The organism is Streptomyces sp. NPDC048424, from assembly GCF_040651555.1.
In the GTDB taxonomy this organism is placed as follows: Bacteria; Actinomycetota; Actinomycetes; order Streptomycetales; family Streptomycetaceae; genus Streptomyces.
In genome coordinates this window covers 79,446-97,737 of the sequence record NZ_JBEZKE010000018.1, presented here as the reverse complement: position 1 = coordinate 97,737, position 18,292 = coordinate 79,446, and the positions used below count along the sequence as shown (strand labels likewise).

14 protein-coding genes are annotated in these 18,292 nt (G+C 73.0%); 4 read left to right on the top strand and 10 right to left on the bottom strand.

The genetic code is table 11. The features are described 5' to 3' along the window. Nucleotides 1-8: 8 nt before the first annotated feature. The 9 genes from AB0D29_RS24805 to AB0D29_RS24765 all read right to left on the bottom strand — a co-directional run bounded on the left by AB0D29_RS24805 (nucleotide 9) and on the right by AB0D29_RS24765 (nucleotide 12,650). The gene (locus AB0D29_RS24805) at nucleotides 9-1,694 is read right to left on the bottom strand and encodes a cellulose synthase catalytic subunit (RefSeq protein WP_362857142.1); all 1,686 of its coding nucleotides are present in this window, start codon (nucleotides 1,692-1,694) and stop codon (nucleotides 9-11) included. A 180-nt stretch (nucleotides 1,695-1,874) separates the two neighbouring features. Next, the gene (locus tag AB0D29_RS24800) at nucleotides 1,875-4,427 is read right to left on the bottom strand and encodes an acyl-CoA reductase (RefSeq protein ID WP_362857141.1); all 2,553 of its coding nucleotides are present in this window, start codon (nucleotides 4,425-4,427) and stop codon (nucleotides 1,875-1,877) included. Further along, the gene (locus AB0D29_RS24795; RefSeq protein ID WP_362857242.1) at nucleotides 4,424-5,572 is read right to left on the bottom strand and encodes an acyl-protein synthase; all 1,149 of its coding nucleotides are present in this window, start codon (nucleotides 5,570-5,572) and stop codon (nucleotides 4,424-4,426) included. The genes AB0D29_RS24800 and AB0D29_RS24795 overlap by 4 nt, the downstream gene beginning before the upstream one ends. Nucleotides 5,573-5,631: 59 nt before the next feature. Further along, complete coding sequence (locus AB0D29_RS24790; protein ID WP_362857140.1) at nucleotides 5,632-6,777, bottom strand: GNAT family N-acetyltransferase; 1,146 nt, start codon at nucleotides 6,775-6,777, stop codon at nucleotides 5,632-5,634. Further along, nucleotides 6,774-8,159 (bottom strand): MFS transporter, encoded by a 1,386-nt coding sequence (locus AB0D29_RS24785; protein ID WP_362857139.1) that lies wholly within the window; start codon nucleotides 8,157-8,159, stop codon nucleotides 6,774-6,776. The genes AB0D29_RS24790 and AB0D29_RS24785 overlap by 4 nt, the downstream gene beginning before the upstream one ends. Further along, a complete protein-coding gene (locus tag AB0D29_RS24780) occupies nucleotides 8,156-9,424 on the bottom strand; it encodes a phenylacetate--CoA ligase family protein (RefSeq protein WP_362857138.1) in 1,269 nt (422 codons plus the stop codon). The genes AB0D29_RS24785 and AB0D29_RS24780 overlap by 4 nt, the downstream gene beginning before the upstream one ends. 348 nt (nucleotides 9,425-9,772) lie before the next feature. After that, nucleotides 9,773-10,294, bottom strand: coding sequence for a putative immunity protein (locus AB0D29_RS24775; protein ID WP_362857137.1), 522 nt, complete (start codon nucleotides 10,292-10,294; stop codon nucleotides 9,773-9,775). A 156-nt stretch (nucleotides 10,295-10,450) separates the two neighbouring features. Beyond that, nucleotides 10,451-11,230 (bottom strand): hypothetical protein, encoded by a 780-nt coding sequence (locus AB0D29_RS24770; RefSeq protein WP_362857135.1) that lies wholly within the window; start codon nucleotides 11,228-11,230, stop codon nucleotides 10,451-10,453. A gap of 466 nt (nucleotides 11,231-11,696) precedes the next feature. After that, a complete protein-coding gene (locus AB0D29_RS24765; RefSeq protein WP_362857133.1) occupies nucleotides 11,697-12,650 on the bottom strand; it encodes a hypothetical protein in 954 nt (317 codons plus the stop codon). 190 nt (nucleotides 12,651-12,840) lie between these two features. On the opposite strand from AB0D29_RS24765, the gene AB0D29_RS24760 reads away from it, so the two are divergent. The 4 genes from AB0D29_RS24760 to AB0D29_RS24745 all read left to right on the top strand — a co-directional run bounded on the left by AB0D29_RS24760 (nucleotide 12,841) and on the right by AB0D29_RS24745 (nucleotide 17,411). After that, entirely contained in the window at nucleotides 12,841-13,293 is a 453-nt protein-coding gene (locus AB0D29_RS24760; protein WP_362857131.1) for a MarR family winged helix-turn-helix transcriptional regulator, read from the top strand. 498 nt (nucleotides 13,294-13,791) lie between these two features. Continuing rightward, entirely contained in the window at nucleotides 13,792-16,416 is a 2,625-nt protein-coding gene (locus AB0D29_RS24755; RefSeq protein ID WP_362857130.1) for a LuxR C-terminal-related transcriptional regulator, read from the top strand. 169 nt (nucleotides 16,417-16,585) lie between these two features. Then, nucleotides 16,586-16,783 carry a hypothetical protein gene (locus AB0D29_RS24750; RefSeq protein ID WP_351300711.1) on the top strand — a complete coding sequence of 66 codons (198 nt, stop codon included), beginning with the start codon at nucleotides 16,586-16,588 and terminating at the stop codon, nucleotides 16,781-16,783. Nucleotides 16,784-17,042: 259 nt separating this feature from the next. After that, complete coding sequence (locus AB0D29_RS24745) at nucleotides 17,043-17,411, top strand: hypothetical protein (RefSeq protein ID WP_362857129.1); 369 nt, start codon at nucleotides 17,043-17,045, stop codon at nucleotides 17,409-17,411. A 27-nt stretch (nucleotides 17,412-17,438) separates the two neighbouring features. On the opposite strand, the gene AB0D29_RS24740 is transcribed toward AB0D29_RS24745, so the two are convergent. After that, nucleotides 17,439-18,281: a ribonuclease BN gene (locus AB0D29_RS24740; protein ID WP_362857127.1), complete on the bottom strand. Its 843-nt coding sequence runs from the start codon at nucleotides 18,279-18,281 to the stop codon at nucleotides 17,439-17,441. Nucleotides 18,282-18,292 lie beyond the last annotated feature (11 nt).

Here is an 18,292-nt window from a genome sequence, read left to right as displayed (position 1 = left end):
GGCGCCTTTCAGCTCAGCCAGGGAAGCATCGGGTCGACCCACCCCGAGGCCAGCAGCCCGGTGAGCAGGAGGACCGCGGAGGCGGCGACGGTCTCGGGCCAACGGCGGGGCAGCACGCCGGTACGGGGGCGCAGGGCGGCCCGTACGCGGGCGCGCAGCGGTCCGGCGGCCGGGTACAGCTCGGCCAGCAGGTCCCGGATCAGCGGGACGTTGATCTGGCACTGCACCAGGAGGTAGAGGAACAGCCCCCAGTTGGGCTCCCAGCCGTTGTGGGCCACGGCCAGCGCGAGCCCCGCGGCGGCCGCGCCGTTGGAGAGGAGGAGCCAGACCAGCGAGACGGCCACCACCCGCCGGGCCATCCCGCCCGGAGCCGGCGCACTCCGCGTGCCGGTGGGCACCCAGGCGGCGCTGCGGCCCCGCAGCGTGTGCAGGAACGCCGTCGTGGCGGCCACGCTCGTCAGGACGTTCGCCCGGATCACCTCGACCCGCCAGCGGGTCCGGCTGATCCGCGGCAGCAGCACGTGCCAGAGCCACAGCGGGGCGAGCAGCGGCAGCACGTGCCAGGGCCGGATGTGGTCCGGGTACCAGAACATCATCACCAGCGGCGGCAGCGGCGCCGCGAAGGTGTTCACCGCCGTGGTGAGGTACCCGACGATCCCCTCGTAGAAGCACAGCCGCATCCGCCAGGGGGCGCGCATCCGCCCCAGCACGGGCGTGCCGAGCAGGTGGAGGTTGCCCATCGCCCACCGGTACTGCTGATTGACGAAGGAGGTGACGTGGTCGGGCGAGGTGCCCTTGGCGACCAGCACCGGTACGTACAGGGTCCGGAACCCCTGCTCGTGGAGGGCGAGTCCGGTGTAGAGGTCCTCGCTGTGGTCGAGCCGGGCGAAACCGCCGGCCAGGTCGATCGCGCCGCGCCGGTAGACGGCGTTGCTGCCGCAGCAGATGGCGGCGTCGCTCGCGTCCCGCGACGGCTGGATCCACCGGAAGAACCACTCCTGGGCGGAGCCGGCGGCGCGCTGGATCCAGCCCATGGTCTCGTCGGTGTCGAAGCACTGCGGGCTCTGCACGATGCCGACGGCGGGGTCGGCCAGGTACGGGACGAGGTGGCGCAGGAAGTCCGGCCGCGGCGCGAAGTCCGCGTCGAGGATCGCGATGAACTCGGCGCTGCTCAGGGTGAGCGCGTGGTTGAGGTTGCCGGCCTTCTTCAGGTGCCCCCGGTCGGGGCGTACGACGTACTCGTAGCCGTACGAGGCGGCCAGCGCGGCGACTTCGGGCCGGTCGGCGTCGTCCAGGATCCACACGGTCAGCGCGTCGGCCGCCCAGTCGACGGCCGCCACCGCGCGGTAGGCGTTGTCCAGGACGGGGAGCGGCTCCCCGCAGGTCGGCAGGTACAGATCGACGCCGGGCAGGGCGGCGGGCCGCCAGGCGTGGACGAGCACCTCGTGCGACTGCCGGGTGAGCCGGCGCTGGCGCAGGCTGTTGACGGAAGAGAGCGCCAGGGCGACGACGTTGAGACCGAGGACGGCGAGGAAGGCCCACAGGGCGGGTGTGCGCAGGGCGAAGGTGAACATGGTCGCCGCCGTGAACACGAAGGCGAGCGAGGTGGCGACCAGGACCCAGCGGCGTTGCGGTCCGAAGTACCAGTAGAGCTCTTCGTCGGAAGGTGGTTGCGGAAGATGATGAAAGGTCATAAAGCCCCCCACGGCTGTGCATGTGCATGTTTCAGGTGACCCAGCCTAGGGTTAAAGGTATAGACCACTGTCACGTGGGGATGAACAGTCCTGAAACTCAAGGCTCTTGCCGACCTGCGCCGTCGGACCCGGTCGCGGGGACCGGGGCCGACGGCGCAGGCGGGACTTCGCGGACACGGCCTAGCGGCGCGCGTCCACCACCGCGAGGAGCTTGCCGCTGGTCGGGCTCCGGTCCAGCGACGCGCCGTCCACCGCCTCGACCACCAGGTCCAGCAGCCGCTCCGTCACCGCCGAGCGGAGCTCCGGGTAGCCGGCCAGGAACACCTCCCGCAGCCGGTCCGGATCCGTCGCCCCGGACCGTTCCACCCGTACCGTCAGCAGCTCGCGCGCGTCCGTACCGTCGAGCCGGATCTGCAACTCGCCGCGGTGTCCGCCCTGCTCCTCCGCCAGGTCCAGGAACCGGCGGTGGTTGAGGAAGTACGTCGCCACCCGCATCACGTCACCGGTGCGCCCCCGCAGCTCGAAGCGGGGTGCGTGCCGGCCGCACGGGCAGCGGCCCGGCACCTCCCGGCCGAGGTCGCCGATCACGTACCGGCCCAGCTGCTGGCCGCGCCGGGCGTGCGTGGTGAAGACCAGCCGGCCCGTCTCGCCCGGGACCACCGGTCGGTCTTCGGCCAGGTCCAGGATCTCCATCGTGTGCAGGTCGGCGTGCAGGTGGTGGACACCGCCGGAGCTCTCGGTGCACTGGTAGCCCAGCGGGCCGAGGTCGGTGCTGCCGTAGGTGATGGAGCGCACGGTTTCGATCCCGAACGTCTCCTTCAGCGTGCGCTGTTGCTCCTCGGTGAAGTGCTCGCCGCCGTAGAAGACCTTGCGCAGGCCGCCGTACGCGCGCAGCGCGTCCCCCTCCGCGTGCAGCAGCTGCCAGAGGTAGGAGGGCATCCCGAAGAGGGTGTCGGCCCCGAGGTCGATCAGCGCCCGCGCCGTCGCCCGGTGGTCCGGCCCCGCGGACAAGGGCAGTTGCACCCCGCCGAGCCGCTCGAGGACGGAGAAGAAGCTGATGAAACTGCCGTACATGGCGCCGCAGTAGAAGAGGTTGGCGGTGCGGTCCCCGACCGGGTCGTAGCCGGCGGCGAGCAGACCCCGGGCGGCGGCGTGCATCTGGGTGTCGTAGTCGTCGTAACTGAAGATCGACAGTGCGGGCTCACCGGTGCTGCCGCCGCTGCGGAAGTACAGCTCGGCATCGGCCCGCGCCACCCGGCGGGCCGGCTCCTGCACGTCCTCCTTGCCCAGCAGCGGGCCCGCAGGCCGCGGCAGGACGACGGGCCGGGCCAGATCGTCCAGGCAGGCGGTGGTGGCGAAGCGCACCGGGTCGGCCTGGACGGCGACGCGGCGGCTGTAGCGCTGCAGGGCGTAGACGCCGTCGTGCGGCTCGCCCGCGTAGCTGTCCAGCATGGCGCCGACCGGCGTGACCCGGGTGACGCCCGCCGCCAGGGCGGTGCGGGAGAGCTCGGCGATGTCGGCCGGGCTGCCCGCCAGGCCCGCCGTCTGCAGGTAGCGGCGCATCGGGCGCAGGGTGGCGATCAGCCGCTTGCGGGGCAGCGGCTTGACCCACACGCTGCGGTGCAGCGGCGAGGCGGTGAGCGGGGAACGGGTGTCGGCCATGACCCGCCACGAACCGTCGGGCGCGGCGAACACCCGCGTCAGGCCCAGGTGTTCCTCCAGCCGAGCCATCAGCTCGGTGGTGGTCAGCTCGGCCTCCTCGGCCGGATCCGGCCCGCCCGCCGCGGCCGCCGTCACGGCCGGCGGCCGCGCCGCGAGCACCGCGGCGAAGCGCTCGGCGAACGCGAACACCTCACCCTCGTCCTCGGTGTCGAGGTAGACCACCTGGGGGCTGGAACACGCCTGCTGCTCGTGCAGGCACACGTCGTCCGCGAGGGCGTCGAGCGTCCCCGCGTCCGACCAGGCGTCGCCCGTCAGGTACGCGAAGGAGATCCGGTGCCCCCACTCCACCAGCCGGCAGCCGGCCGGCACATGGGCGGCCACACCTTCGACCGCGCCCTCCCCGCCCCACACGGCGACCGCGTCCGCGGGCGCGCACATCAGGCGCAGCCACTCCTGCCGGGAGGACGGGAAGCGCAGCACGACGATCCGCGCGGCCAGCGCACCGCTCGGGTCCAGGGCCGCGAGCTCGGCCATCAGGTGCTGGGTGAGGAGGGTGTCGGCGCTGCTGGTCTTCAGGACGTTGACGTTCCCGGCGAGCAGGCCCTCGACGATGCTCAGCGGCGCGACCGTAGAGGCGTTGCCCGGGGCGATGTGCGCGACCAGGCCGACGGGCGCCCAGGCCTCGTATACCGTCTCGCGCGGATCGGCCCGGTTCAGCCGGCCCGGAGCCGCACTGCCGAGTTCCCGGCGCAGCTTGCGGGTCAGCTCCCGCCTGCCGAGGAGGACACCGAGCTCGGCCAGGACGGCCGGGTCCTCACCTTCGGGCAGGTGCGGGGCGAGCCGCGCGTGGACCGGGTGGGCGGGGTCGCACAGGGCGCCGGCGAGGGAGTCACAGGCGGCCAGCACCGTCTCGGTCTCCAGCCCCTCGGCCAGCGCGGCCTCCACGGCGGCCGGCAGACCGGCGAGGCGGCGCCCGGCCTCCTCGTCTCCGACGAAGGCGCCCTGCCAGTAGTGGTGCGCGGCGCCGTCGCCGTGCTGCTCGTACGCGGCCTTGGTCTGCGTCACGGTCACGCCATGCCCTTCATCAGTTCTGCTGCGGCCACCGCGCAGCTGCGGTTGCGGCTCACCCCGGCACGGCCGTGGACGGTGAACCAGGGGGTCTCCAGCTCGCACCCGCAGGCGTCGCCCGGCTGGAGGGAGGCGAGGTCGCCCATGAGCACGCTCTGCGCCGGTACCGAGGTGATGTACGGCGACACGAGGTGCAGGTAGCCCGGCTCCCCGTACGGCAGCGGTTCGAGCGTGCGCGTGGAGCGGATCGTCACCCGGGACCAGACGGGGGCGTGCAGCCGGTGGTGGTCGCACTCGATGTACGGGATGCAGTGCTCCACCGACCCGAAGGTGTCCCGGATCCGCTCACCCGGGATGCCCAGCTGCTCGGTGACGCGGTCGTACAGCTCCTCCTTCTCGATGCGCCGGTCGGCGTGCCCCTTCCAGCCGCCACCGAGGACGACGAGGGAGCCCTCGGGCAGGCGCAGCGGAGGCAGCCCCATGGCCCGCATCCGCTCCAGCGTGAAGAAGAGGAAGGCGGGGAAGCCGAGGATGCGGACCGGGGCGTCCTCGCGCTCGAAGCGGCGCAGCGCGGCGATGCAGCCGAACGGGTCGAACTCGTGGTCGCCGCCGGTGTTGCGCAGTGCGTACGAGACGCTGCGCGCCGGGGCGAAGTCGCACAGGTAGTTGTCGGTGAAGGCGGTCCCCAGGTTCAGGGACGGCGCCGGCTCGTAGCTGTAGAGGAGGTAGTTGACCTCCTGCTCGGGGGTGATCCAGCCGTTGCGCTCGAAGATCCGGGCGACCATGCGCTGGGCGGAACGGATGGTCCACTGGTCGAAGAACATCTGCGACTTCTGGCCCGTGGTGCCGGAGGAGGTCAGGTGCAGCTCGACGTCCTCGCGCGGGATGGAGAGCACCTCGTGGCGCTTGAAGAAGTTCGCGTGGACGAGCGGCGTGCGGTACGGCTCGGCCGGGGGCGTGGCCTCGTACAGGGAGCGGAAGAACGGGGAGCGCTCGGTGTGCCAGGCGTTGGTCTCCGCCATGGCGGCGGCGAACAGCGCGTCCTCCGCGGGACCGAAGGCGTACGGATCGGTCAGGTCGCACAGCTGCTGTACGTGGGGCAGCAGGGCCGGGTCGGGTACGGAGACCGGCGCGAGATGGGGGTTCACGGGGTGCGTGGCGTCCACGGGAGTTACGGGATTCACGGGATTCACAGGGTTCATGGGCTTCATGAGGCGACCTCGGGTGATGTGGGCAGATGGGTCGACGCCCAGGCCGACGTGTAGCAGTCCAGATAGGGCTGGAGGGGCGGTTCGACGGCGACGCCGCGGAAGTCGATCCGCTCGCTGGAGCGGGACAGGACGGCGTAGTCGTGGAAGCCGTCGCCGTCCGCGCGCATCGCCGGGTAGAGGGCCCCGGCGACGAATCCCTGGGCGAGGAAGGCGGAGAGGGCCTCCTGGTGTGCGAGCGGCACCAGGGCCTCGACGTAGCCGGCACCCGCACGGGCGAGGGCCCGGGTGACGGGTTCGAGGTACGCGGCCGCGGCGGCCGGGTCGGGGTGGGCGCTCAGCAGGGAGGCGTACCCGCCGGCGCGGTTGAGGTAGGCGTACACCTCGAAGCGGCCGTCTTCCGGGGTGAGCAGCACGTTCGGGGTGTGCAGCGGGTAGAACCAGCCCTCGGCGCAGGGGAACCGCTCGCGGAAGCGGCGGCGTACGAAGGCCGGTGCCTCGATCATCTCCAGCCGTTCGGCGGCCCCTTGCGGCGCCGGCGCCGGGAGCGGGCCGGTGCCCGCGCGGACCCCGGGGTAGCGGATGCCGAGGGCGGCCTCGGCGGTGCGCAGCAACGGCAACAGCGGGGCGGGCACTTCGGTGACGGGGTTCCGGCGGTCCAGCACGCCCGCGGAGTGACGCGCGTAGAGTGCGAGGCTTTCGCGGCTGCGGAGATCCACCGCGTTGGGGAGGATGCCCAGCGGGCGGAAGCCGTTGCGGGCGACGACGCGCTGCGGACCGGAACTGACGGTGCGTACGGTGGCGTACACCGAGTCCAGCCGCCCCGTGTCCAGCATCCCGGCGCACAGCGCCTCGGTCAGAGCAGCGGCCAGGCCCGCCGAGCGGTGCTCGGGGTGGACGGCGATGCCCTCCAGGCGGCCGATGCGGCTGCCCGGCTCGCCGTGGATGGCGGCGGACGCGGTCAGGGCCCCGGAGTCGGCGCAGCGGCCGACGAGCCAGAGGGAGTACGGGTCTTCGATGAGCCGGGCCATCTCGGCCGGGTCGGTGCCGAGGGCCACGGGGTAGTGCGGCCCGTAGACGGCGTAGTAGAGCTGGCGCAGTTCGGCGATGTCCGCGCAGGTGGCCGGCGTGATCACGGGGTTCACCGGGCGCCTCCCACGGGTTCCGTGCCGCGGCTTGCGTCCGTATCCGTATCCGTATCCGTATCCGTATCCGCGTCCGCCTCCGCCTCCGCCGAGGGCGGTTCGGGCGTACGGGACCCGAGCAGGGCCAGCGCGAAGGCGGCCGGAAGAAGGCCGGCTCCCTGCACGAGGCACAGCGTCTGGGGCGAGAGGAAGTCCCCGGCGGAGCCGAACACCAGCGATGCCACCGGCAGGGAGGCGCCCAGCACGGCCTGCATCACGGCGAAGAAGCCGGGCTTGTCCGCCGTCGGCACCAGCCGCTGGAAGAGCGCCACGAAGCGGACGCTGACCGCCCCGGCACACCAGCCGGCCACGGCCAGGCAGCCCGCGATGACCAGGCGGTGCGCGACCAGCCCGGGCACCGCCAGCGCGAGGGCCATCAGGCCCAGGCAGTATGCGCCGGCGACCGTGGGACGCCCCGGCACGCGGGTCCCGGTGAAGGCGCCGATGAGCGCGCCGGCACCGAGGGAGGCCTCCAGCAGCGCCACGGTGCCGCCACCGCCCTGGAGGACCGAGCGGGTGTAGAGGGGGATGACGACGAACACGGCGGTGGTGAAGAGGTTCGCCGCGGTGAAGCAGATCAGGATCCGCCGTACGTAGGGCAGTTCGCCCAGGATCCGGCGGAGCGCGCGCCGCTGGGGCACGTCTGCGTCAGCCGCGTCGGTCGTGTCGGCCACGGCGGTTTCGGTGCGACGGAAGCGGGCGCTCGTGATGAGCAGCGCCGCCCCGGCGTAGGCGACCGCGCAGCCCACGGCCAGCCCGGCCACGCCGGCCCGGTCGACGGTCAGGGCGCCGAGCAGGGCTCCGCCGAGGCCGGCCAGGGACTGGGTGGACAGCTCGAAGCCGGTGGCCGTCTCGATGTCGGCGTCGTCGACGAGTTCGGGCACGGACGTGGTCAGGCAGGGGTCGAAGAAGGCCTGGCAGGTGGCCAGGGCGAGCGCGGCGGCGTACACGGCGGTGAGCGGCAGCCCGCCGCCGTACGCCCACAGCGCGAGGACGCCCGAGGCGGCCCCGGCCAGGGCCGCGGCGGTCCGCAGGATCGAACGGTGGGCGAACCGGGCGACCGCCGCGGCCACGACGGGCGCCAGCGCCACGGCGGGCAGCGTGCAGGCCGCCATGAACAGCCCGGAGGCCAGACCGCGGGCGTCCTGCACGGCGTGGGCGACGATCCACCAGGACACGCCGACCTGGAACATGCGGACGGCGGCCTGGGTGAGGACCTGGCCGAGCCAGACGGCGCCGAAGGCACGGTTGCGCAGGATCAGCGGCGCGCGCCGGCCGCCGGCCACCACCTCGGGCGTGGCCTCCTCGGTCACGGGTGCGGCGGTCACGGGTGTGGCGGTCATGCGGTCGGCCTCTCGTCGAGGACCCGGACGAGCTTGCCCGAGCGCGGGTTGACGGCGAGGTCGCGGTGGCGCGCCCATTCCACGGAGAGCGGGTGCACGAACCCGGCGCGCACACTGTCCGGATACAGCGGCCGTACGGTCTCCAGCTCCGTGACGACCGCCCCGGCCAGCTCCTCCCGGCCGTGGTCGGGGTCACCGGGGGCCGTCGCCAGGCGCAGCACGAGCCCGTCGCGGCCGTCCCAGCGGCGGACGACGAGCTGCGTGCCGACCACCCGCCCCGCGGTGTCGGCCGCGCTCACGGCGTCCTGGGCGTCCTGGGTGTAGAGGGAGACGGGGCCGACCCGTACGCCCTCCTCGGCGCGGCCGAGGATCCGGAAGTGCCCGGGGCCGGTACCGGTCCACTCGGCCCGGTCACCGGCGGGGTACCGGATGATCGGCATCAGGCGGCGGAAGAGGCTGGTCACGACGACGCGGCCGGGCCGCCCCGGTGCGGTGATGGGCTCGTCGGTGGAGTCGTCGAGGATCTCGACGAGCGAGTACGGGGTGAAGGCCCGGTGCACCCGGGCATCGGCACCGGGTACGGGGCGGCCGAGGAGGCCGGCGTCGACGCTCGCGTATCCGACGGAACGGGCCTCGGCGCGGGGGAACGCGGTGGCCAGCAGGCGCCGCTGGTCGTCGAAGAGCGCCTCGCCGCCGAAGAGCAGCAGCTCGACGGAGTCGAGTCGGACACCGGACGAGACGACCTGCTCGGCGAGCCGGCACAGGGTGGTGGGCGTGCCGGTCACCACCTGGGCGGCGAGATCGCGCAGCGTGGGGATCGTCGTCTCCAGCGGAGCGCCGCCGCCGATGGGCAGGCGGACGTTGTCCACGGGCGCGTGGGCGAGCGAGTCGAGGACGAAGAGGAAACTGGCGTACAGCTCCCCGGCGTAGAAGAGGTCGGCGACGCGGTGTCCCGGGCGCAGGCCCGTGTCCACCAGTCCCTGGCCGAAGGAGGTGACGAAGGTGCGCCACTCGTCGCGGGTGTAGACGGAGAACTTGGGGGAACCGGTGGTGCCGCCGGTCTTGTAGACCGTGGCCTCGCTGAGCGGGCCGGTCAACACGCGACTGTCGTGCAGGGCGTTGGCCGCCCAGAATTCCTGCTGGTCGACCACCGGCAGGTCGGTGAGGCGGTCGATGTGCGACGGCAGGGACGCGTAAAGGTCCCGGTAGAAGGGCGAGTTGTGACGGGCGAAACGTATGAGGTCCGAGAGTTGCTGGGCGGACATGGGCCTTTGCCTTGGTGACGGAAATGGGACGGGAGCCCCGGCGGCGCACGGCGACAACGAGAACTCGCCTGCGGCTGCGACCGGTGTGAACGGGGGACCCCCCGGCGCCCCCGGCTCCTCGACACACGCCAAGAGCTGACGTGCTGTCACAATGATGAAACATCAGTGCGCCTGTCACCAAATTGGCCGAGGATTTCCGGCCAGCGTGGCCGCATCCGCCAATATCTTCGCCTCTGCCTCCTGTTCGTCAGGAGGCAGAGGCGCACGTCGGCAACTCCCGTGCACGGCAGGACGCATGCCGACCAGGTGCCGTGCAACGGGGGCCGCCGGTGGGCGCGCCCGGGCCGGTCAGTCGCGCAGTGCCGAGTCCAAGTGGTGGCGCAGCACGGCCAGACGGCTGCGGCCGGGTTCGCAGGCCGGCATCAGGCGCAGCAGCCCGCGCACCTCCGGCGACGCGTGCCCGATCGCCCACTGGAGCTCCTCGTCACCGACGGCCGTGTCACGGCCCGCCGACAGCTCGCGAGCGAGCGCGGCGTAAATGGCCGGCCCGTGAATGTGCTTCGCCTGGTGCGGCGTGGCCAGCGTGTGGATGTACGGGGCCGCTGCCGCGTAGCACGCGGCGCGAGCGGCGGCCGCCGCGGCCGGATCGTCGACCTCGCCCGCGGCCTTGTGCCCGGCCCAGGAAGCGGCGCGCAGTTGTGCCGTCCGCTTCCCTGTGTGCGTAAACACCCGGAGGACCTCGATGGCCTCGCGGGGGCGGGTGTCATCGGGAGCCCTCGCCTCGAACAGCGGCAGCACCCGCTCGGCGCAGTCCGCGGCCCAGAGCCCGAGCAGTCGGCGGTCTTCTTCGCTGATCGTCACCTGGTTCACCCGCACATCCTGCCGGTCCCGCCGCTCCGCGTCGCGCCTCACCGCACCACACCGCCGGCCCCGGCCGAAAACAGTAGAGCGGCCGGCGCGTCGGGTGGCGGCCTTGCGCTCAAGTCCTGCCTGGTACGGGCCGCCTCCTCGGTTCCCGGGGCGCGTTCAGCGGGCCAGGTGCAGCCGGGTGTGGAAGTACCCCGCCGACTCCTTCCCGGCCGGGTCTTCTCCGAACGCGGTGACGGTGGCCACCGCGCGCTCCTGCTCCCGGGGGTCGGTGAAGCGCCGCTGCGGCTGGGTGGTGGCGGCCGGCTCGACGGTGAGGCCGTACGACTCCAGGCAGCCGGAGATCGCCCCGTAGTCGTGGGTGCGCAGGACGAAGGCAGCCACCGGCACGGGGTGGCCGAGAGCGGTGAACAGCCGGGCGAAGGTGCGCTCGGTGAGGAAGCTGGTGCCGCCGGTGACGGTGATCAGGCTCGTCCCGGTGAGCGAGTCGCGCAGCCGTTCCCCCGGCTCGGTGCGCTCCAGGTCCACGCAGTGCCCCTCGTCGAGCAGCCCGACGGCCACGGCGTAGTCCAGGGCGGGGCGTGAGACGTCGATGCCGATGGCCCGCACGGCGTCGGGGCGGCGGCGGACCGCGTAGAAGTCACGGTCGCGGTCGACGAGTTCGGCGGTGGTGAGTTCGGCCGCACGGGCCGAGGTGTAGTGCGCGAAGAGTTCGTCGAGGGTGACGTCGTGGTTGAGGAGCGCGGCGTTGATCCCGTAGGAGCAGCACACGTCGAGGACCGTACGCCGCCCCGGCCCGAGTTCGGCGGCGAGCGCGCGGAAGATCGGCTGGGCGTGGCCCGGGGTCTGGTACTCGTACGGCCCCAGGGCGGCGAAGTACCCGCGGGGGTCGGGGAGAGCGTAGACGTCGTCGAAGCTGGTCATGCCGACTGGGGTCATCGGGGTGCGCCTCCATGGCGATCGGCGGGAGTGGGGCGGGGCACGGGTACCCAGTCGTATCCGGCCACACGCCGCCGACGAAAGGCCGCCGATCCGGCCACACGCCGGCGACGAAAGGCCGCCGATCCGGCCACCGGCGCCTGCCGGCCCGGATGCCGTCGCGGCGGACGCACACGCCGAGCAGCTGATCCAGCACCGCGCCGCCGTCGTCCATGCCGTACGGCAGCTCACCACACCGCGCGGATAGGGGAAGCGGCGGATCACTCAAGCCCGTGGCCCGAACTCGTGCTTCGACGAGATCGACCGGATCCGCGGGGCTGCGGAGTCCCGCGACGCGCCTAGGTGCGCGCCGCGTTCAAGCACGGGAACGCCGGCCGACGAGAAGAAGCCATCGCGGCGAAGGGGGCAGGCCGCCGGCCCGAGCCCGCCGCCGAGCGGAAGCCGCGCAGCGCCTGGAACTGGGTCCTCATGAGGCCGTGGCCGCGGTGCGTGTGCGTGTCAGACGTGGACGTAGGGCGAGTAGCAGTCCGGAGACGGCAGCCCACAGGGCGAGTGTGATCGCCGGGATGGCCAGATGTGCGCCGTCGAAGTAGCTCAAATCGGTGATGGCGCGGACGGCCGCGCCGGGCGGCAGCAGTGCGGACACGGCGCGTGCGGCGGCCGGCAGCAGGTCGGCGCCGACCGCGGCCCCGCTGGTGGCGTTGCCGACGGTGAGGAGCACAAGGGTGGCCACCGGCACGCCGACAGGGCCGAGGTAGGTGCCGAGCAGCTTGGTGGTGAAGGCCGCCGCGGCCGCCAGTAGGGCGAGTGTGAAGACCAGCGGCAGGACTGGGGCCGGGACCGCCCCCAACGCGGGGCCGGCGATGATCGCCGCGACCGCGCCGATGGCCAGGGACGCTCCGCACAGGAGCCGGAACCTGTGGCGAAGGTTCAGCACCCCGGCCAGACCGATGGCGTTCGATCCGAGGACGAAACCGGCCAGGGTCACGCCGAAAGCCAGATAGAAGCCCGCCAGTCCCCGGCTGTCGAAGTGGGCCAGGGGGACCATGTCCACCGTGGTGAGCTGTTGACCGGCACCGTGCGCGTAGGCGCCGACCAGCGAGCTCACCGCCGAAGTCGTGGAGTTGCCCACCGCTCCCGCTGTCTCCAGGCGCAACCCGCCCGAGCCGTCGGTGCTCAGCGCGGCCACCACGTCGTGGCCCTCCAGCGCCTGCCGCGCCGCCTCGGCGTCGGCGGCCGGCCGGACCTCGACGGCGTCGCCGAGTGCCTGGTGTATCCGGACCGGCAGGTCGCTTCCGGTGACGGCGATGGGGATCTGGTGGGGCTGAGGGTCACGCTGGAGGCCGATGTAGCAGGTGGTGAAGGCCGCCACGACGATCAGGGCGATCAGTGCTGGCTGGAGCCAGAGCCGCGTTTTCATGTGGTGGATTCCAGGGTCTTCCTGTGGGAGTGCGTGTCCGCGCGAAGTGGCGGGGGAGGCCGGGGGGCGTGTGAGGGCGCCGCACGACCGAAACAGATACGAGCATATGCTCCTATCTGTGGGGTGACAACGTCACGCGGATCACTTATGCGCATATACTCTGATCATTGTCAGATGGCAGGAGGAGACCATGACGGCTGAGCCGGCCCGCCGCGGTGAGCCCTGCAACAACCTGGCTCTGCGCAAAGCGGCCCGATATCTGGGGGCGACCTATGACAAAGCCTTGGTGCCGGTCGGCCTGCGCGCCACGCAGTTCAGCATCCTGCAGAAGCTGAAGGCCCACGGGGACGCGACGATCACCGGTCTCGCGGACATGATCGCCATGGACCGCACCACTTTGGCCTCGAACCTCAAGCCCCTCGCTCGCGAGGGACTGGTGACCGTCGAAGCGTCGGCGACCGACCGCCGTGCGCGGATCGTCGCGATCACACCCGACGGTCTCGCCCGGTTGCAGGCGGCGCTGCCGCTATGGAAAGCCATACAGGAGCAGTTCGAGCAGAGTTTCGGCGCCGCGGAGGCTGCCCGGCTGCGTACGACCCTGGATGCGGTCCTCGATACCGGCTTTGATCCCTGGTCCGAGTAGCCGGGCTGGGTGCGACGCAGCTCCCGCTCGGCGATCTTCGACTGCGACGAAGCCGGGGCCGACCTGCAGGTAGGCGCCCACGCCGTGTGCGTCGGCGTTCACCGGACCCGTGACGCCGGGCGGACATAGGGCCGCCGTACCGCTGACGGGCGTCGGAGGAGGGCCGCCCGGTCGACGTGCGAAGGGCTCCCGGGCGGACCTCGCTCCCCAGGCTGCCCTGTCCCCGGCCGAGGTGGCGTGAACACGGCCGCAGCCTGCGCCGAACGGCACTCACCCGGATCAGGTGACACGACTGGTGATCACCAGTGATCACGGTTTGAGTGGGGAGCGCGGGCGGGCCGCAGCCCGCACCCCGCAGACCCCGACCGAGCTGACCCGAGCCGACCTGACACCGGTGACCGCATGGAGAAGGCCGCAGAGAACCCGGCAGAGAACCCGCCAGGGCCCGGTGCACCCGCGCGTCCGCCGTACGGGAGCCCGGCACCGTCGGGGGACCCGATGCTCACGGCGCGCTTCGCCGTTCCGGCCGTACCGCGGCTCCTCGTGCACCGGCCCGAGCTGCTGAAGCGCATGACGGCCGGGGTACAGGGTCCGCTCACCCTCGTCAACGGTCCGGCCGGTTCGGGCAAGACGGTGCTCGCCGCCCACTGGGCGGCCGGCGCGCTCGCGCCGCGTCCCCCCGCATGGCTGACCGTCGAGCCGGGCGACGCCCCCGGCGCCCTCTGGGCGTACGTCCTGGAGGCCCTCCGCCGGGGCGGGGTGGCCCTGCCGGCCGGGGTGGGGAGGCCCACGCGGGCCGAAGGAGTGACCCGGTCGTTCCTGGTCCGTCTGGCGGACGGGCTCGCCGCGTCGGCGCAGCCCGCGGTGCTCGTGCTGGACCAGTTCGACACGGCCCGGCCGACCGCGGCGATGACGGAGGGACTGGACTTCGTGCTCCGGCACGCGTCCGGTGGCCTGCGCATCGTGCTCACCGGCCGCACGGACTCGCTCCTGCCGCTGCACCGCTACCGGGCGGCCGGTGAGATCACCGAGATCCGCCAGGCGGACCTGAGGTTCACGCACGAGGATGCCGAGGCGCTGCTGGCCGAGCACCGGCTGCAGGTCTCGCAGGAGGGGATCCGGCTGCTGGTGGAGCGGACCGAGGGGTGGGCGGCCGGGGTACGCCTGTGCGCCCTGGCGATGCAGCACAGCGCCGACCCCGAAACGTTCCTCCGACAGTTCGCCGCCGACCGCACGATCATCGCCGACTACCTGCTCAAGGAAGTGCTCGACGCCCAGCCGCCGCCCACGCAGGACCTGCTGCTGCGGGTCTGCGTCACGGACCGCGTCCACCCGGACCTCGCGGACGAGCTGACCGGCCGCGACGACGCCGCCCGCACCCTCGCCGGACTGGCCCGCGACAACGCCTTCCTCGAACGGATCGACGCATCGGCCTGGTACCGGCTGCACCCGCTGTTCGCCGAGGTCCTGCGCGCACACCTGCGCCAGCGCTGTCCCGGGCTCGAACCCCGGTTGCACGGGCGGGCGGCGCGCTGGCTGGCCCGCACGGGCCGGCTCACGGAAGCGGTCCTGCAGGGCGCGGCGGCCGGTGACTGGGCGTTCGCGGCGGGGCAACTGGTCGACAACCTGGCGATCGGCCGGCTCTTCACCGGCCTGGAGGCCGATCGGCTGGGCCGGGCGTTCGCCGGCATGCCGGCCGACCAGCCGGGTGCGGCTCCCGCACTGGTCGGCGCGGCCTGCCGGCTGGCCGAACGGGACCTCCCGGAATGCGAGGCGGGGCTGCGGCGGGCGGACACGCACCTGGGCCCCGACTCCGGTTCCGCGGCGAGGCTGGGCCGCGCCTTCCTCGGCGTACTCGTCGGGCGGCTGGCGGACGACCTGACGGCCACCGAACGGGCGGCGGCCGGTTTCGGCAGGCGGCTCTCCGAGCCGGCGCCGCACCTGCTCGCCGAGCGACCCGAGATCCGCGCCCTGGTGCAGGCGGCACTCGGCGCGGCCGAGCTCGGCGCCGGACACCTCGACCGCGCCGCTTCAACCCTCGCGTCCGCCGTCGAGGCGTGCGGGGAGCCCGGTACGGAGTACCCGCTCTGTGACGCGCTCGGCTCGCTGGCCCTGACCGAGCTGATGCGCGGGCGGCTCCGGCAGGCCGCCGCACGGGCCCGCGCCTCGCTCGCCGTGGCCGAGCAGTACGCACTGCCGACCGGGCGCCGGACCGGTGCCGGCCACCTCGCCCTCGCGGGCGTCGCCGTGGAGCAGGACGACCTGGCGGCCGCCCGGTGCCACCTCGACCTCGCGACCTCGGAGGCGGGGACCCGGCCGGAGCCCGTGGCCGCGGTGGCGGCCGCCGTCATCCGCTCCGGGATCGCGGCGGCGGAGGGCGACGGGGAGGCCGCGCTCGCCGCCCTCCGCGCGCTGTGGACCACCGGGGCTCGCGTACGGCCGCACGCCTGGGCGGTGGCCGAACTGGCCGTGGCCGAGTCGGCCGCACACCTGGTGCGCGGTGACGCCGCCGCGGCCCTGCGGGTCCTGGACGAGGTGGATACCGGGGGCGGAGAGCGCCCGGCGCACCTGGTGGCCCGGGCCCGAGCCCTGCTGGCGGCCGGCCGCGGCGAGGACGCGGCGCGGGCGCTGGTGGGCCTGCCGGACGACGACGGTGCCACGACGCCCGTACGGGCAGGGGCGCGCCTGCTCCAGGCGCAGATCGCAGCCGCGGACGGCGACCCCGAGGAGGCCCGCCGGCGGCTGGGGGAGGCGCTGGGCCTCGCCCGGCCGGAGGAACTGCGCCGGATGTTCACGGAGAGCGGCCCCTGGGTGCGCCGGATCCTGAGCCGGGACCCGCAACTGGCACGGCTGCACGGCTGGCTGCCCTCCCGCACCCCGGTCCGTACGCCGGCGTCCACGACGGGCGGTGGGCAGCAGCCCCCCGTCGTGGAGCCGCTGAGCGAGCGGGAGACCGAGGTGCTGCGCAAGGCCGCCGAGATGCTGTCCACCGAGGAGATCGCGGCCGAGCTCTTCCTGTCGCCCAACACGGTGAAGACCCATCTGAAGAGCATCTACCGCAAGCTCTCCGTCACCCGGCGCAGCGACGCCGTCCACCGGGCGCAGGACCTCGGGATGCTGTGAGCCGGGCCCGGCCCTCGCAGGTGCGCCCGGCCTTCTCGCCCGTACCGGGCGATGCCGAGCCACCGGGCGAGGGCCGACGATGAGGAGGGACGTGGGCCGGGAGCGGGCAGAGCGCCGCTTCCGTTCCCCGCCCGCGTCCTGTCCCGTCCCCAGAGGAGTGAGTGCTCTCATGCGCTACGAATTCCGCATCTCGGGCGTCGTGCCGGACACCCTCGCCGCGAACTTCCCCGAGCTCGACAGGATCCCCGTCCGGGAGCAGACGCTCCTGCACGGCAGCGTGACCGACGAGGCCCACCTGTACGGGCTGCTCACGCGCTTCCAGTCCCTGGGCCTGCGGGTGCTCGAAATGCGCCAGCTGCCCGCCTGACACCGCGGGCGCTCCCGGCGGAGCGCCAAGACCACCCGCTTCGGGTGATCACAGGCACTCCGCGCCGGTCGACACTGCGATGTGGGTGCCGATGCCTGTGACCCGGCCGAGCCGGAGCAGGACGGTCCGGCGCCGTACCGCCATCTGTGAGGTGAATTCCATGGGTCAGCCGACACCGACCGGGGGGAACTGGAACACCGGCCCCGCGCCGGGCAACGCATCACTGTCCCCCGGCAGCCAACACGACGGTGCGGGGAGCATGGGCACGCTGTTCGCCGCGGTGCTCCTCATCGTGACCGGGTGCCTCGCGATCTTCCAGGGCATCGCCGCCATCGCCAACGACGACGTCTACACGCGCATCGGCAACTACGTCTTCGAGTTCGACCTGACGGCATGGGGCTGGATCCATCTCGTCATCGGCATCATCGCCGTGCTCACCGGAGTGGGCCTGATCGCCGGTTCGAACGTGGCCAGGGGCGCGGGCATCGCACTCGCCAGCCTCAGCGTGCTCGCCAACTTCATGTGGCTGCCGTACCAGCCCTGGTGGTCCATCATCATCATCGCGATCGACGTGTTCATCATCTGGGCCCTGTGCACGAGTTGGACGCACGCGCCCGCCACCGAGTGACGCACGGACACCCCGCCTCGGCGCGCCTCAGCGACCCTGATCCACAGGGTTCGCGGGGCGCGCCAGTGCGTCGTGGAACAGCCGGCCGAGGAGCGCACCGCCGAACACGACGACACCGACGCCGACGAGCCAGGACTGGACGACGAGGACGGTGCCGAAGGGCCCGTACGAGACGGCGCTGGACGCGATCAGAGGTGAGAAGACCAGGCGGGAGAAGACCCGGAGCCCGAAAAGCCCGAGCATGGTGGCCACCGCTCCGGGGAGCAGGGCGGTCCACGGGATGCGGCCGGCGAGCAACAGCCGCTGGGACCACCAGAAGAACAGGGTGCCGATCGCGACGGTGACGAAGCCGCGGGCGGGGGAGTCGTGCCACGGCGGGGAGATCGCGGACAGGTACAGGACGCCGATCAGCACGGCGAGCCACAGCACGTGCCGCCACCTCGCCCACCAGCGGGCCGGGGGCAGGTCCCAGACCTTCTCGTAGCCGCTCTGCAGCGACGTGCCGAAGGAGAGGCCGAACACGGCGAGCAGGGCGAGGCCGAACGCCGTCGTGGTCCGCCACACCTGGCCGGGCAGGGCGAAGAGCTGTTTGATCTCCACCATGGCGGGTGCGGACACCCCGAGCCCGTCACCGAGCCATTGCGCGAACCCCTGTCCGCCGGTGGCGTCCGCGGCGGACACGACGATCAGCAGCGGGACCAGGGTCAGGAACCCGAGCGCGGCGAACCCGAGCGCGCGTTGCCACAGTTGCAGGTCCCGAACGTTCCCCCAGCGACGTCCGGCCCGCACCCGGCGGATGGTGCTGCCTATTCGGCGGGCCGGCGACGGCCGCCCGGGTCCCTCGGGTCCCTCGGGTCCGTTCGTGGGCATGGCCGCTCCAG